General features: G+C 70.1%; 10 protein-coding genes and 3 pseudogenes. 8 read left to right on the top strand and 5 right to left on the bottom strand.

Annotated features, from left to right (window positions below; translation table 11 throughout):
* The first annotated feature begins 131 nt into the window (after window positions 1-131).
* Together ACZ499_RS25520 and ACZ499_RS25515 are read left to right on the top strand one after the other, a co-directional pair.
* Window positions 132-1,580, top strand: coding sequence for a tetratricopeptide repeat protein (locus ACZ499_RS25520; protein ID WP_468678228.1), 1,449 nt, complete (start codon window positions 132-134; stop codon window positions 1,578-1,580).
* 23 nt (window positions 1,581-1,603) lie between these two features.
* Window positions 1,604-1,756: pseudogene (locus ACZ499_RS25515) on the top strand (IS5/IS1182 family transposase); the annotation flags it as partial.
* A 288-nt stretch (window positions 1,757-2,044) separates the two neighbouring features.
* Here the strand turns inward: ACZ499_RS25515 and ACZ499_RS25510 are convergent.
* Window positions 2,045-2,371 (bottom strand): annotated as a pseudogene (locus ACZ499_RS25510) (transposase); the annotation flags it as partial.
* Between the two features lie 102 nt (window positions 2,372-2,473).
* Between ACZ499_RS25510 and ACZ499_RS25505 the strand changes: the two are divergent.
* Window positions 2,474-3,013 carry an ArsR/SmtB family transcription factor gene (locus ACZ499_RS25505; protein WP_468678302.1) on the top strand — a complete coding sequence of 180 codons (540 nt, stop codon included), beginning with the start codon at window positions 2,474-2,476 and terminating at the stop codon, window positions 3,011-3,013.
* The gene (locus tag ACZ499_RS25500; protein ID WP_468678226.1) at window positions 3,010-4,296 is read left to right on the top strand and encodes an MFS transporter; all 1,287 of its coding nucleotides are present in this window, start codon (window positions 3,010-3,012) and stop codon (window positions 4,294-4,296) included. Before ACZ499_RS25505 ends, ACZ499_RS25500 begins: the two co-directional genes overlap by 4 nt.
* Window positions 4,297-4,364: 68 nt before the next feature.
* Here the strand turns inward: ACZ499_RS25500 and ACZ499_RS25495 are convergent.
* The 3 genes and pseudogenes from ACZ499_RS25495 to ACZ499_RS25485 all read right to left on the bottom strand — a co-directional run.
* Window positions 4,365-4,947, bottom strand: a pseudogene (locus tag ACZ499_RS25495) (Tn3 family transposase); the annotation flags it as partial.
* A 209-nt stretch (window positions 4,948-5,156) separates the two neighbouring features.
* Entirely contained in the window at window positions 5,157-6,005 is an 849-nt protein-coding gene (locus ACZ499_RS25490) for an NmrA family NAD(P)-binding protein (protein WP_468678225.1), read from the bottom strand.
* Window positions 6,002-6,430 carry a nuclear transport factor 2 family protein gene (locus ACZ499_RS25485; RefSeq protein ID WP_468678224.1) on the bottom strand — a complete coding sequence of 143 codons (429 nt, stop codon included), beginning with the start codon at window positions 6,428-6,430 and terminating at the stop codon, window positions 6,002-6,004. Before ACZ499_RS25485 ends, ACZ499_RS25490 begins: the two co-directional genes overlap by 4 nt.
* A gap of 90 nt (window positions 6,431-6,520) precedes the next feature.
* On the opposite strand from ACZ499_RS25485, the gene ACZ499_RS25480 reads away from it, so the two are divergent.
* The 4 genes from ACZ499_RS25480 (at window position 6,521) to ACZ499_RS25465 (ending at window position 10,024) form a co-directional block, all read left to right on the top strand.
* The gene (locus ACZ499_RS25480) at window positions 6,521-7,105 is read left to right on the top strand and encodes a TetR/AcrR family transcriptional regulator (RefSeq protein ID WP_468678223.1); all 585 of its coding nucleotides are present in this window, start codon (window positions 6,521-6,523) and stop codon (window positions 7,103-7,105) included.
* Window positions 7,106-7,320: 215 nt separating this feature from the next.
* Window positions 7,321-7,476, top strand: a complete 156-nt coding sequence (locus tag ACZ499_RS25475) for a hypothetical protein (RefSeq protein ID WP_468678222.1) — start codon at window positions 7,321-7,323, stop codon at window positions 7,474-7,476.
* A 543-nt stretch (window positions 7,477-8,019) separates the two neighbouring features.
* On the top strand, window positions 8,020-8,778 hold the full coding sequence (locus tag ACZ499_RS25470; RefSeq protein ID WP_468678220.1) for an alpha/beta fold hydrolase: 759 nt from the start codon (window positions 8,020-8,022) through the stop codon (window positions 8,776-8,778).
* A 451-nt stretch (window positions 8,779-9,229) separates the two neighbouring features.
* A complete protein-coding gene (locus tag ACZ499_RS25465; protein ID WP_468678219.1) occupies window positions 9,230-10,024 on the top strand; it encodes an alpha/beta fold hydrolase in 795 nt (264 codons plus the stop codon).
* Between the two features lie 634 nt (window positions 10,025-10,658).
* On the opposite strand, the gene ACZ499_RS25460 is transcribed toward ACZ499_RS25465, so the two are convergent.
* Complete coding sequence (locus ACZ499_RS25460) at window positions 10,659-12,695, bottom strand: M6 family metalloprotease domain-containing protein (RefSeq protein ID WP_468678217.1); 2,037 nt, start codon at window positions 12,693-12,695, stop codon at window positions 10,659-10,661.
* Between the last annotated feature and the right edge of the window lie 159 nt (window positions 12,696-12,854).

Raw genomic sequence — 12,854 nt, 5'->3', positions numbered from 1 at the left:
TGGGGGAGCGCCAGCGGGCCAAGCGGGAAGAGGGGGAGGCCAACCCGCTACTCGGCGGCTAGGGCACGTTGCTGCGGGCGCTCCGGCTCCCCCGCGGCAAGCTCACGGGCCGCCCGGCTTGGTCGCTGCGGGTGCTGCGGGAACGCATCGAGGATGAGTCACGGCGGCTGGCCGAGCTGAGGATCGGGGACCTCAGCGTGCGAGCCAGTGTCGAGCTGAGCCTACGGCTGCTGCCGGCTGACGCGGTGCGCGCGCTGAGTCTGCTGGGTCTGCTCGGCGCCTACACCCTGCCCGGCTGGGTGGTCGGCCCGCTGCTGGACCGCTCGGACGGCGAGGAAGTGCTGGACACCCTCGTCGACGCCAGCCTGGTTCGGCTGACCGCCACCGATGCCCTCGGCGAGGCGCGCTACCGGCTGCACGACCTGATCAGGACCTGTGCCGTGGAGATCGCCGCCCCGCTGCCGACGGCGGACAAGCGGGACGCGGTCACCCGGGTGCTGTCTGTTTGGCTTGAGCTGATCGGGCGCGGCACTGATCGGCTGCCGGGCGGGCTGCTGGCCGCCGCTCCCGGTCTGGCACCGCGCCGGTCGCTGCCCGATGCGGTCGTGGACCGGTTGATGGCCGACCCGGTCGGGTGGTTCGACACAGAGCGCGACAACCTGCTCGGCGCGGTGAAACTAGCCGTGGACTGGGGCCTGGACGAGTTGGCCTGGGAGCTGGCGGCGGGCGCGGCGACCTACTACGACCACCGGTGTCTCTATCAGGACTGGCAGCACGGGCACCGGCTCGCGTTGGACGCGGCCGAGGCCGCCGGCAACGTGCGCGGCGCATCGGTGCTGCTACGCGGTCTTGGCCAGCTGCATATCTACCAAGACGAGTTCGATCGGGCTACCCGCGCCCTGGAGTCCTCCCTCGGGCTGTGTCAGGACGGTGGGGACAAACGCGGCCAGGCGCTTTCGATGGCCATGCTGAGTACGGTCAGCCGAGTACAGGGCCGTGACGACGAAGCCCTCGAACGTGTCGAGCGCGCGCTGGCCATCGCGGCCGGTGAGGGCGACCGGCACATCGAAGCGCAGCTGTCCTGCTCCATGGCCGTGATGAAGCTCATGCAGGGGGAACTCGACGAGGCGGGGTTCTGGTTCGACGCGGCCTTGAGTCAGGCCAGGGCGCTGGGCGACGGGCATCGCGTGGCCGTCGTGCTGCGGCGGTTCAGTCGGCTGCACGATCGGCGCGGTAATCCGGACGAGGCGCTGCGCTGCCTGTGGCAGGCGTTGGCCACCTTCGAGGAACTGGCCGACGAGCGGTGCGCCGCGTACACGCTGCTGGAAGTCGGCCGCGTGTACGCCGGTCAACACGACCGGGACCGGGCGAGTCCGGCGTTGGAGCGCGCGGCGGGTCTGTTCCAGCGGCACGGTGACCGCCAGGACGAGGCCACGTGCTGGCAACTGATCGGCGACCTGGACGCCGCCGCGGGCGTCCACCACCTGGCGCACCAGCACCGAGGGCGGGCGCTGCGGCTGTGGCAGATGATCGGCGAGATGAACCAGACGAAAGCTCCAGCGCGACCATCGTCGCCGTGAGGCGGCTACGCCTCTGATCGGATTTGTCTGTCCGATCTGTAATCACTGCTGTGATGTGGGACCGGATCGAGCCGCTGGCGCCAGCCGATCCGGTCCGTGACCGGCGATGGACCGGCCACCGCCGCACGCTTGAAGCCACCGTATGGAAGTGCCGAACCTGCTCGCCCTGGTGCGATCCGTCCGACGAGCTCGTGGCGTTGAACGACATCGACTGGACGGTCTCGGTCGACTCCACCGTCTGCCGTTCCGGCTCGGCCTCGACCCCAATGACGTTCTGGGCCCTCACCTCCTGCGGAGAGGCACACCGTCACGCCGGCCGCTATGACCAGGCAATCTCCAGCTTCACCGCTGCCCTCGATGATCTCTACCCCACCTACATCTGGGCTTGGCGGGTCTGTACGGTCAACGGCCCTGTCCCACATTCGGTGGTGACGGAGCGTGCTGCTGTCCAAGGAGGATGCGGTGGTGTTGACGCCCTCGGTGGGGCCGTTGCTGTACGGGAGTGTGGACGCGGCGTTTACGGCGTCGGGGTCTCGTTCCAGGCCTCGGGTGAAGGCGTGCAGGTGGGGCAGATCGGCTGCGCGGACCTTGGTGATCCAGAGTTCGAGCGCGTCGGCATTTGCTGGGTGAGGCTTCAGGAGCTGGGCGAAAGCCCGGGTGAGGCTGGCAAGTTGGGATATCTCCGGGCAGGCGGCGGTGAGCCTGGCCGGGAGCTCGTGATGCTCGGCCTTGAGGTTGTCGGGTCTGGTGAGCAGCATGCGGGCGAGTCTGCGTGCGGAGATGTGGCTGCGGGGAGAGTGCAGGAGCGAAGGCCTCGCGTGCTGGACAGCCGATTCCGGAAGCCCGAGCAAAACCCCTTGCCTAATGGTCAAGAAGTGTTGACCATTGGGGCCATGCCTACCGATGATCTTCCCGAGACGTTCCACGTCACCACTGACGAGCAGCTACGCGCCGTTTCCAATCTCACGCGTCACCGGATCATGGCCGTGCTCCGCTTCGAGCCCGCGACGATCACGCAGATCGCCGAGCGAGTGGGCCTTGCGAAGGGGAGTTCCAGCTACCACGTACGGCTGCTCGAACGGGCCGGCCTGGTGAAGGTGGTACGAACGCGGAAGGTCCGGGGGGTCACCGAGCGGTACTACGCAATGGCCGCGCGGGCGATCGTGCTGCCGGATCCGGGCGAGGGAGGGCCGGATGTGCTGATGCGGCATGCGGTGGCGGACCTGGAGGCAGCGCCGGTGGATGGCGAGCGGCACGTACGGATGGCGCATCTGCGGCTCACCGACGAGCAGTTCGCGGAGCTGGGGGCGCGGCTGCAGGCACTGGCGGACGAGTACCGGGAGCTGTCCGATCCGTCGCTGCCGGACGCGTCACTCGTCTTCGCGCTGTTCCACCCGACGCCGCGCGAGCAGGCCGAAGGGGACGCCAAGTGACCTCAGACGTTCGGAAGTTGCCGACCGGGTTCGGGCGGCTGTGGACCGCGCAGACGGTGTCCTCGCTCGGTGACGGGGTGTCGCATGCCGCGCTGCCGCTGCTCGCGTTGACGTTGACGCGGGATCCGATGGCGCTCGCCGTGGTCACGGCCGCCGGAACGCTGCCGTGGCTGCTCTTCGGGGTGCTCGGCGGTGCGCTGGTGGACCGCTGGGACCGTCGGCGCACGATGTGGGTCGCGGACGCGGCGCGTGCGGTGCTGCTCGCGATACCGGCGGCAGCGGCCGCGCTCGACGTGCTGAGTATTCCACTGCTGGCGGCCGTCGCCTTCCTGCTCGGCCTCGGCGGACTCTTCTTCGACACGGCAGCCACGGCCTATCTGCCGGATCTGCTCGGCCGCGACCCCGCATTCCTGGAGCGCGCCAACTCCCGCCTGCGCGGCGCCCAGACCGCCGCGTCCGGCTTCGCGGGTCCGCCTGCGGGCAGTGCGCTGCTCGCGCTCGGGCGGGCGGTTCCGCTGCTCGCCGACGCGGTGTCGTTCGCGCTCTCCGCGCTGCTCGTACGGTCGCTGCCTGCCGCACCCCGGCCCGTACCGCAGGCCCGTGAGTCGCTGCTGCGGCAGGCGCGGGCCGGCGCCTCGTACGTATTCCGGGATCAGTTGCTGCTCGGGCTCGCGCTGCGTCCGGCGGTCGGGAACATCGCCTTCCTCGCCGTGGAGACCGTACTCGCCCTCTTCGCGCACGACCGTCTCGGCATCGACACCTTCGGCTTCGGCCTGCTCCTCACGGCGGAGGCCACCGGCGGCCTACTCGGCGCGGGCATCGCCTCCTTCCTCGGCCGACGACTCGGCACCGGCACCGCGCTTACCTGCACGGCCGCAGTCGAGGGACTCGCCATCCTGGGCCTTGCCGCCGCCCCGAACCCGTACGTCGCCGGCCTCGGGCTCGCCGTCTGCGGAGCGGGCATGGGCGCCACGATGGTGCTCGGCCCCTCCCTCCGACAGGCGATCGTCCCCGCCCACCTGATGGGCCGGGTCGCCTCCACCTCCCGCATGCTCGCCATGTGCGCCGCCCCGTTCGGCGCCTTCCTCGGCGGCTGGCTGGCCACCACCTACGACGTACGCACCCCGCTCTACACCGCCGCCGGCCTCCTCCTCACCATGACCGCCGTCACATCGACCATGACCAGCAACCGCCAGGTTGAGGCGGCGCTGCGTGCCGCCGCCCCGGCCGATGATCCAGATCACCCGGAATCCCGGGACCCCGTTCAGGAGGGTGCCATTTAGGGTTCCGCGAGGTCGTTGAGCCAGTGCAGAGCCCAGCTCGGCGTTCCTCGCCCCGGCCCGGAGCGTCGGGAGAGGCGGGCCACGTCCTCGTCCTTGATGTCGTGGCCCTCGGCGCGGAGCTGGGCGACGGCGGCATCCAGGTAGCGGGTGTTCCACAGGACGACGGCGTTGAGGACCAGGCCGAGGGCGGCGAGCTGGTCCTCCTGGCCCTCCCGGTACGCCTGGCGGGTCTGGCCCCAATCGCCGTGGCAGATCGCGCGGGCGAGCCGGTGGCGGGACTCCTGGACGGTGAGCTGCCGGTTCATCAGACGGCGGTAGGTGTCGTCGACCGGGTCGACCGGGTCGAGGAGGTGCATGGTCTTGTCGATCCCGCCCGTACTCGGCGAACGCCGCGCCGGGCGGAGTGCGGTGGCCCTCGCGGCCGAACATCCGCAGCAGGCCGTAGGCCCGGACCTGGTTGGTGATGGGCGATCCGGCGACCCGGAGCATGTCCGGCCAATGCGTGGCGATCCGCTTGAGGTTCACCTTGTTGCAGGCGACGGCCTCCGGCGGGCCGTACCCGTCCGTGGGGCCGTCCTCCTCGGGCAGGTCGGCCCGCCAGAACGGCTGGTCGTCCAGATCGCGGAAGCGCGGCGTGAAGCGGAAGGCGAGTCAGCCCCCTCGGTCGCCTGTCTCACAGCCTTCCGCGACGCCTGGGACCTGTGACAGCGGGCTCCTGGCCCGCACTTCAGCCAGCCGTGGGGCATTCGGCTGCCGCTGGCGTCAGCGCAGTCAGGGGGCGCTGCTCTGCCGTCGCCGGGCTCGGTGCGCCCGCCGCTGGATTGGCTTGGCCGCGTACCCGCATCCGGTGTGGGGGCGCCTCATCCGCCTTGTGTCAGCTCCCGTTCGGCGACCGTCCGGAAGCTGTGCGGCGGTCGGCCGGTGAGGCGTTGGACGGTGTCGGTGGTGCGGTCCTCGGCTCCCTCGGAGATGGCGCGGTCCATGGCGGCCAGCATCGTGGCGAACTCCGGCGGCATCAGCGTCGCGAGATGATCACGCATGTGCTCGAAGGACAGTCGGCGGTGGGTCACGGGGCGGCCGGCGGCCTCCGTGACGATCGTCGCGATGTCGTCGTAGCTGAGTGTCTCCGGTCCGGTCAGGACCAGTTCGGACTGCGGTGCGCGGTCGTCGGTCAGGGCGTGGACGGCGACGGCGGCTATGTCCTCGGCGTCGACGAATCCGACGCGGCCCGTCCCCGTCGCTGTCCAGATGGTGCTGTCCTCCCGGATGCTGCGGGCGTGTGCGTGGGCGCCGGTGAAGTTCTGCATGAACCAGGAGGGACGCAACACCGCCCACTGGTCGAAGAGGCTGGGCAGGGCCTGGTGCACTGCTCCCACTGCTGGGCCGCCTTCGGGGATGGCTGAGGAGCTGAGGAGGACCGCGCGGCGTGCACCCGCGGCACGGGCTTGTTGGAGGAAGGGCAGCATGACCTCCAGTGGGTCCGGGTCGCCCAGGGGCGGGACCAGGTAGATGCGGTCGGCCCCGGCGAGCGTGTCGCCGAAGGTGGCCGGGTCGTACCAGTCGAAGCGGACCGGTGCTGTGCCCGGGAGCGGGGTGGCGCCACGGCTGGCGGCTTTGACCTGATGGCCGGCGGCGACCAGCTGCGCGGCCGTCATACTGCCGGTGGTGCCGGTGGCGCCGATGACCAAGGTGGTACCGGTGGGGGTCATCGGGCGCTGCTCTTGGCGAAGTTGGTGCCGGGCGCGAGGGCGGCGAGAGGGTTCCAGTAGTCGCGATAGGAGGTGAAGCGCCCGTCCTGGACGGTCACGACGGCGATGTAGGTCATGCCGAAGGGGGCATCGGTCTCGACCAGGCGGCCCACGCTGCGCATCTCCACCACGATGACCTCGGGGTCGGTGGTCTGGTGGATCTGCACCTCGGGGAAGTCGTGCAGGTCGACGTGGTCCGGATACGGGTGCATGTAGGCGGCGATGGCCTCCTTGCCCGCCAGGCGCTCGGGCCAGCCCGGGGGAGCGAAGGGGAACTCCATGGTGCCGTGCTCGGCCCAGAGGTCGATCCAGGCGGGAATGTTCTTGTCGAGCAGCAGGCGCAGGCTGTGGCTGTAGAGGTCTGCCGGTGCGGCGTTGGTGGGCATGGGCTTCTCCATCTCGTACGATACGGACCAGGGGTCCGCTTCGAAAACGATACGGACCGCCAGTCCGTTTTGTAAAGGGAGGGGCGCCACATGACCGAGCGCAAACCACGCAAGGACGCGGTCCGCAACCGGGCAGCCCTCTTCGCCGCCGCCGACTCGCTGTTCGCGCGCTGCGAGAGCCCCGACGAGGTCACCATGGCCGACATCGCGGCAACAGCCGGCGTCGGCAAGGCATCACTCTTCCGCGCCTTCGGTGACCGGACCGGGCTGATCCACGCCCTGTATGAGGCGCGGCTGGAACCGATCAGAGAGGCCGTCGAACAGGGACCGCCCCCGCTGGGGCCCGCCACCGCGCCGCCGGAGCGCGTACCGGCCCTGCTGGATGCCCTCTTGTGCTTCAAACTCGACAACCGCCACCTCGCGCTGGCTCTGGAAGGAAGCGGCGCGGACAGCCCCTACCGGACGGAGCACTACGAGCGATGGCACGCTCTGCTCCGGGACTTGCTGGAGCGGATTCCGGGCCCGGCCGACAGTGATTTCACGGCCCACGCCCTGCTCGCCGCTACCCGGGCCGACCTCGTCGAATACCTGGCCGGGGACAGGCGCATGTCCCGCGAGGAGATGCGGGAGCAGCTGGCCGGCTTCACCGCCACCGTCATCGGCACCCGCATGTGACGGGGAGAGGGCGCCGAAGACTGATCACCGGCCGGGAGGGCGCCGCCAGGCGCCCTCACATGTCGTGGTTCGCCTTGGTGGCTCTGGGATCGGCCCTCCATGGCGGCGCGCATGTGTCGGTTCCATGGCACCTACCGCCCTCGGCCCCGCGCCGATCGGTGCGCACAAGCAGGCGCGCAGCCGCCGCTGCTCGGTGAACCGTCGGGTGCCGTGCGATGTCGCTCCGGAGTGAGGGAGAGTCGACGTCCGACCGCCGCGCCCAGGTGCTGATCCAGCGGCCCGTACTGCTCCAGTCTCCCGCCGAGCTCGACGAGCTGGTCGCCGACCTCGAACCCATTACCGCGACGCTGGTGGCGGCGGGGGCGCAGTGACGAGCAGTGACTGACGGGACGAGGAGCCCGTCGTCCGGTACGGCGAGCCCTCGGCCCGGTGTCGCCCGAGGCGCTCGACCCGACCGTCGGCTTGCTGGCCGCATCCCGATGCCGACGAGTTGGTCGGCCTGAGTACCGCCGGGCCCGACCGCATCTGCGTGCCGCCACACGGAGCGGATCCGAGCGCTCGTTGAGCCAGGTCCCGGCACCGCGATTGTGGTCCCCCGGGGGGGTGCTGGCACTGCCTCGTCGTCGACGAGCCGTGCGATCTCGCCGCCGGTCGTGACGCTACTCTGACGCAACATGCCACCCGAAGCACGAGGACGGACCCCCCTGGGGCAAGGCAGTGGGCTGCTTCATCCTGATCCTCCTTCCTTTTGCGTTCTGGTTCGTGGTGTCTTTCCAGCGCTCGGACGTCCTCCGCTGGTGAACTCGTCGTTCCGGGCCGCAACACCCCACCCGTACCGGCGAAATGCCCCGCACCAAGCCTTCTGCAACACGCTTGAGCGCGGTGTCTGACCGGGCGCCGTTATGCTCGCCTTCGTGGGCGAGATCGTGGTGGTGCGCGCGGGCTGTGGGCCGGAGGTCCTGCTGGTACATGGCGGTGCCGGCCCGCGGACGACGTGGGGCGCTATCGCTCCGCTGGCCGACCGGTGGACGCTGGCATACGTCCATCGCCGTGGCTATCCGCCGAGTCCACCACCGCGGGAGCGTCAGGACTTCGAGGTGGATGCCCTGGACCTGGCGCCGCTGCTCGTCGGCCGCCCGCATGTGGTCGCCCACTCCTACGGCGTCCTCGGGACGTTGATTGCGGCCGCTGCCGCGCCGGGCAGCGTGCGCTCGCTCACGTTGATCGAGCCGCCGCTCAACTACCTTGTTCCTGACGATCCCGAGGTGGCGCGGCTCGAGCGCATCGGCGATGCGGTCCTCACCCACGGGATGGACATGGACCCGGCCGAGCTGCGCGAGTTCCTCCGTCTCGCGGGCGCGCCCATCGGCGACGGTCCGCTCCCCAAGGAGGTGGTCGCCGGCGTTCGGCGGGCGCACGGTGGTAGGCCGACCAGCGAGGCGCGCCCACAGCTCGACGCGATCCGGGACGCCGGCGTCCCGGTGCTCGTCGCGTCCGGAGACCACGCAGATCCGCTCGAGAGGATCTGTGACGCACTCGCGGATGCCCTCGGTGGCAAGCGCAGCGTGCATCCGGGCGCCGGTCACTTCGTCGCCGCAGCACCGGGCTTCGCCGAACAGCTTGAGACCTTCCTGCGCAAGAGCGACACGTGGCGAGGTTCTTCCCGCAGATGAGTGTGGCGGCGAGGGTGAGGGAGACGGCGGACAGGTTGGCCGAGTGTTCATAGCAAGCGATAGCGCGTTCGATACACCAATCGGCACCGCTCTATGCCGTGGGCAAGACCGTTGAGCGCCCGCATGTCTCACGCGGCGTACAGGCAGGGGAGATCGGGACCTGCGGGCCCAGCGCGGTCACAGGCCAGGCTCGGCCGGACGCGCGGTGTACGCGGACCAGGTTCGCCATCCGGTTCGTCTCCCTTGGCAGTCCCCGTCTCAACTTCTGTCAGGTTGTAGTCCAGGGGGTGGTAGATACCGGAGACCGAGTGAAGAATGACCCAGCAGGCGGATGGTCCACCCCAAGGGCGTGGCGCGGGAATCGGAGGCCATAAGACGGGTCTAGGGCTGGGGCTGCGGTGGGGAAGGGGCCCTGGACAGGGTTGTCAGCGGATGTTGGGAGGATGCGTACGTGAGTTCCAGGGTGTTCCAGCGAACGACGGTCGATGGAGTCGGGACCGCTTACCTCACGTCCGGCGAGGGCGAACCGCTGGTTCTGCTGCACGGGGGTGAGGGGCACCGCGGCCAGTTCGACACCTTCCGGCCATGGTTGGGCGACGGTATCCGCGCGATCAGCTACGACCAGCGCGACACCGGCGACACCCGCAACGGGCCCGAGCCGTACGACATGGCCCGGCTGGCCGACGACTGCGCCAACCTCGTTCAGGCACTGGGCCACGAGCGCGTACACGTCCTGGGTGCCTCGTTCGGCGGAATGATCGCCATGCAGCTGGCACTCCGCCACCCGGGACGCATCGCCTCGCTCATCCTGGCCGGGACGACCCCGAGCCTGGCCATGACCGAGAGCCTCACCGACCGCATCGCCGCCCTCCAACCCGGCGAGCACACGCAATTCATACTGGACCTGGTGCTCACCCCCGAGGGCCAGGCAGCCGAGCCGGAACTTGTGGCCGACCTCAGGCGCGCCCTGCGCAGCCGCCCCGCTGACGCCGACGCGCGCCGCGCGGCAGCGGCGCACGGCCATGACTGCACCGCCCGCCTGGCGGAGATCACTGCTCCCACGCTCGTTCTGCACGGGGCGGACGACCCGGTCATCCGGCCCACGGTCGCGGAGTTCACGGCGGCCCGGATCCCGGGGGCGCGCCTGGAGATCCTGCCGCACACTCGGCACGGCGTCACCTTCGAGGATCGCCGACGCGTGGCAGCACTCGTGCGCGATTTCGTCCTGGGCCATCCCGTCGCATAGAGGCGCGGCACCGTCCACGTCTGACGGTGCCTTTGGTCTGGTCGACGCTCTCAGCTTCGCCCGTACGAGCTACCGGCGCATGGGACCGGCTTCTGTACTTCAGCACCACACGTGACCGTACCGAGGCGTACCGCGCCGACGTCGATGTCCAGGCTCAGTTCCCGCCGCTGCCGACGTACTTGGGGCATGTTGATCCGGTCTTGGCCCACCCGTACCTCCGACATATGACCGCCGATTCTTTGCCGCCCGGGTTTCTTCTCGCCGTCGAACAACTCGGCGTCGACCAGGCCTGTGGGCGAGGCCTCTGTGATCCCGGGCTATCCGCGCTCGGGCTGACTGTCTCCGGCCGGCAGCCAGTTCAGCCTGACCGCGCAGGATGAGTGCTCCACTTCGCACGGCGTCCCGTCTGGCCGATGTGCCGGCCGTTTCCCCCCGCCGCCTCGGTGAGGAACGCCACCCGCGCCGCCTGGCCGCTCAGCTCGACGCCCTCGGTTACGACGTCACCCTTGAACACCGGGAAGCCGGTCCTGGCGGGCAGTCAGCGGCTGACTTCCCTCGGGCCGCCGCTGTTGCCAGGGCGTGGGGCAGCCGGGCCGGATGCGGCCCGGTCGCCCCGTGCCCTGTGCGGGAGAGGTCACCTGCCCGGTTTCGGCAGCGAGCAGGTGGCCTGGGCTGTCTTGGCCGGGTCGCTCTCCGAGCGGGCGGTGAGGATGACGGCGCCCGTGCGTTCGGCGCCCGGCTTCGCGGTGACGGCGACGTCGATGGGGACGGAGGTGCCGGCGGCCGCGGCGGCGAGGCGGTTGGGGAGCCAGGCCGACCAGCCGCGTTGCGAGGTGGTGGCGGTCAGGCGGTAGATGTCGGAGGACAGGTGCGGCTGGTTGCGCGGGTCGGGCTGCCCGGTGTTGGCGAGGCTGAAGGTGCACACGGCCCGGCCCGTGGCGGGCGCGCTGGTGACGGAGCCCTTGCCGAGGGCGACTGCGCGGGCCTGCGGGCCGACTCCGTCCATGGACTTGATGCCGATGTCGTAGGAGAGTACGCCGGTGGCGTCGCGTCGCACGTTGAGGATGTAGAAGTGCAGCCGGTTGGCCGCGTCGACGTACTCGTATGAGCTGCCGGAGTCCGCCCCCGCGTGGAATAGCGCGTCGCTGAGCTGCCGGTAGTCGCCCGTCGTGATCTTCTGCGGAGTGCCGTCGGGGCGGGTGAAGTCCACCAGGCCGATGTCTTCGGGGTGGGCGTCGACCACCCAGGCGAACGGCGCGAGGTCGGCGTTCTTGGTCTTGCTGAGGAGGACGCCGCTGTCCGGTGTGAAGGAGTCCATGCCCATGCGGTCGACGACCTCGACGGTGTAGTTGTCGTAGCCGCCGCCGTCGCACAGCGGGTCGGTGGCCCGGTCGCAGGCCGGCGACAGGTCGCGGGCCATGGTGATGTTGACGCCGGTGAGCCCTTTCTCTCCGGGCGGGGCGGAGCGGGCGGTGACGCGGGCGACGACGGGGCCGGAGTCCTTGAGGGCGTCGCGGTCCAGGCGCAGGATGTTCCTCTCGTCGACCATGCCGAGTTTGAGCTTGTCGCGCAGGACGTGCTGGGCGCCCATGGAGCCGCCCGCGGTGGCGGGTACCTGCCAGCGGGTGTGCGGGCCGCCGGGGCCGTTGAACGAGCCGCGCGAGAGCATGCCCCAGATGCCGGTGTAGGAGCGGCTGAGCGGTGTCCCGTAGGGGTTGTTGTAGTTGTCGCCGATGCCCAGGATGTGGCTGAGTTCATGGGCGAAGGTGGCCATGCCGGAGCTCTCGGCCTGGGTGGAGGAGCCGTTTGCGGCGTTGGGCCAGATACGGGCGGCCGCCTGCCAGGACGTCCATGGCACATAGCGGGTCCGTGCCGCGTTCTGTCCGGAGGCGATGGGTGACGGGGGTCCCCAGGCGGCCGGCACGTCCTGGGCGGAGGCGAACTTCATCGGCCCGAACTCCTGCCAGGCGGAGGACTCGTCCACTCCGGCGGTGAGGTAGAAGACGAAGTCGAACTCGCCGGCTTTGCCGGCGCCCACGTCGGCGACCCAGGCTCGTTTGCCGTCGGCGCGGATGTCCTTGCCGCAGGTTTCGCCCACGGGGCAGGCTCCGGGGTTCATGCCGGGCTCGATGCCGTACTGGTAGGACTTGCCCGGCATGCGGTAGGCGCCGAAGGCGGTCAGGCCGACGCCGAAGCGGCCGCCGGAATCCTCCATCCAGTACTCGTTGATGGTGTGGCCGTGGTTGAGTGTGCCGGGCTTGTTGAGGAAGTCCTCGTAGAACTTGGGGAGCTGGGCGCGGGGGATGCCGGACGCGCTGGGCAGTGGATTGCCGAACTTGGCGGCGCCGACGGCCTTGGTGACGGAGAACTCCTCGTCGGAGTAGTCCAGCAGGACGAGAGCGCCTTTGAACTTGCGCCGGGTGGGCTGGCGGTTGGGGTTCGCCCAGTCCGTGCCCGGGACGGAGCGGTATTCCGCCCAGGTCATGTCGTCGGGGTTGCGCCAGTGCTGAGGGTCGACCGGCCGGACCAGGGGCGGCCCCCAAGGCGCGGCATCCGGCGTCGCCCGGGCGGGCCCGGCTGCGACGGCTGCGACGACGCCGAGGAGCAGGGTGACGATACTGAGCCGACGCAGTCGACGTGGTCGTTGCAGGCGTCTGCGGTGCACGAACATGGCTCACCTCTTGCCTGGAGTCATCAAGGTCACGGTGTGCGGTGAATGACAGGGCAGGGAATGGCGCGTTCATGACAAATGTTACGAACTGTGGTGGGGGTGCGTCCCCGGTGCCACGGTAGAGCCGTGGACAGGCATGACGCCAGAGCGCCTGCGCGG

It is taken from the genome of Streptomyces sp. NPDC031265, from assembly GCF_055570295.1.
This window is presented reverse-complemented; position numbering and strand designations above follow the sequence as displayed.

Coding starts and splice junctions, on each gene's coding strand:
- ACZ499_RS25505 (WP_468678302.1), top strand. CDS start 2,474: ATGCCTACCGATGATCTTCCCGAGACGTTCCACGTCACCACTGACGAG.
- ACZ499_RS25490 (WP_468678225.1), bottom strand. CDS start 6,005: ATGACCCCCACCGGTACCACCTTGGTCATCGGCGCCACCGGCACCACC.
- ACZ499_RS25485 (WP_468678224.1), bottom strand. CDS start 6,430: ATGCCCACCAACGCCGCACCGGCAGACCTCTACAGCCACAGCCTGCGC.
- ACZ499_RS25480 (WP_468678223.1), top strand. CDS start 6,521: ATGACCGAGCGCAAACCACGCAAGGACGCGGTCCGCAACCGGGCAGCC.
- ACZ499_RS25475 (WP_468678222.1), top strand. CDS start 7,321: ATGTCGCTCCGGAGTGAGGGAGAGTCGACGTCCGACCGCCGCGCCCAG.
- ACZ499_RS25460 (WP_468678217.1), bottom strand. CDS start 12,695: ATGTTCGTGCACCGCAGACGCCTGCAACGACCACGTCGACTGCGTCGG.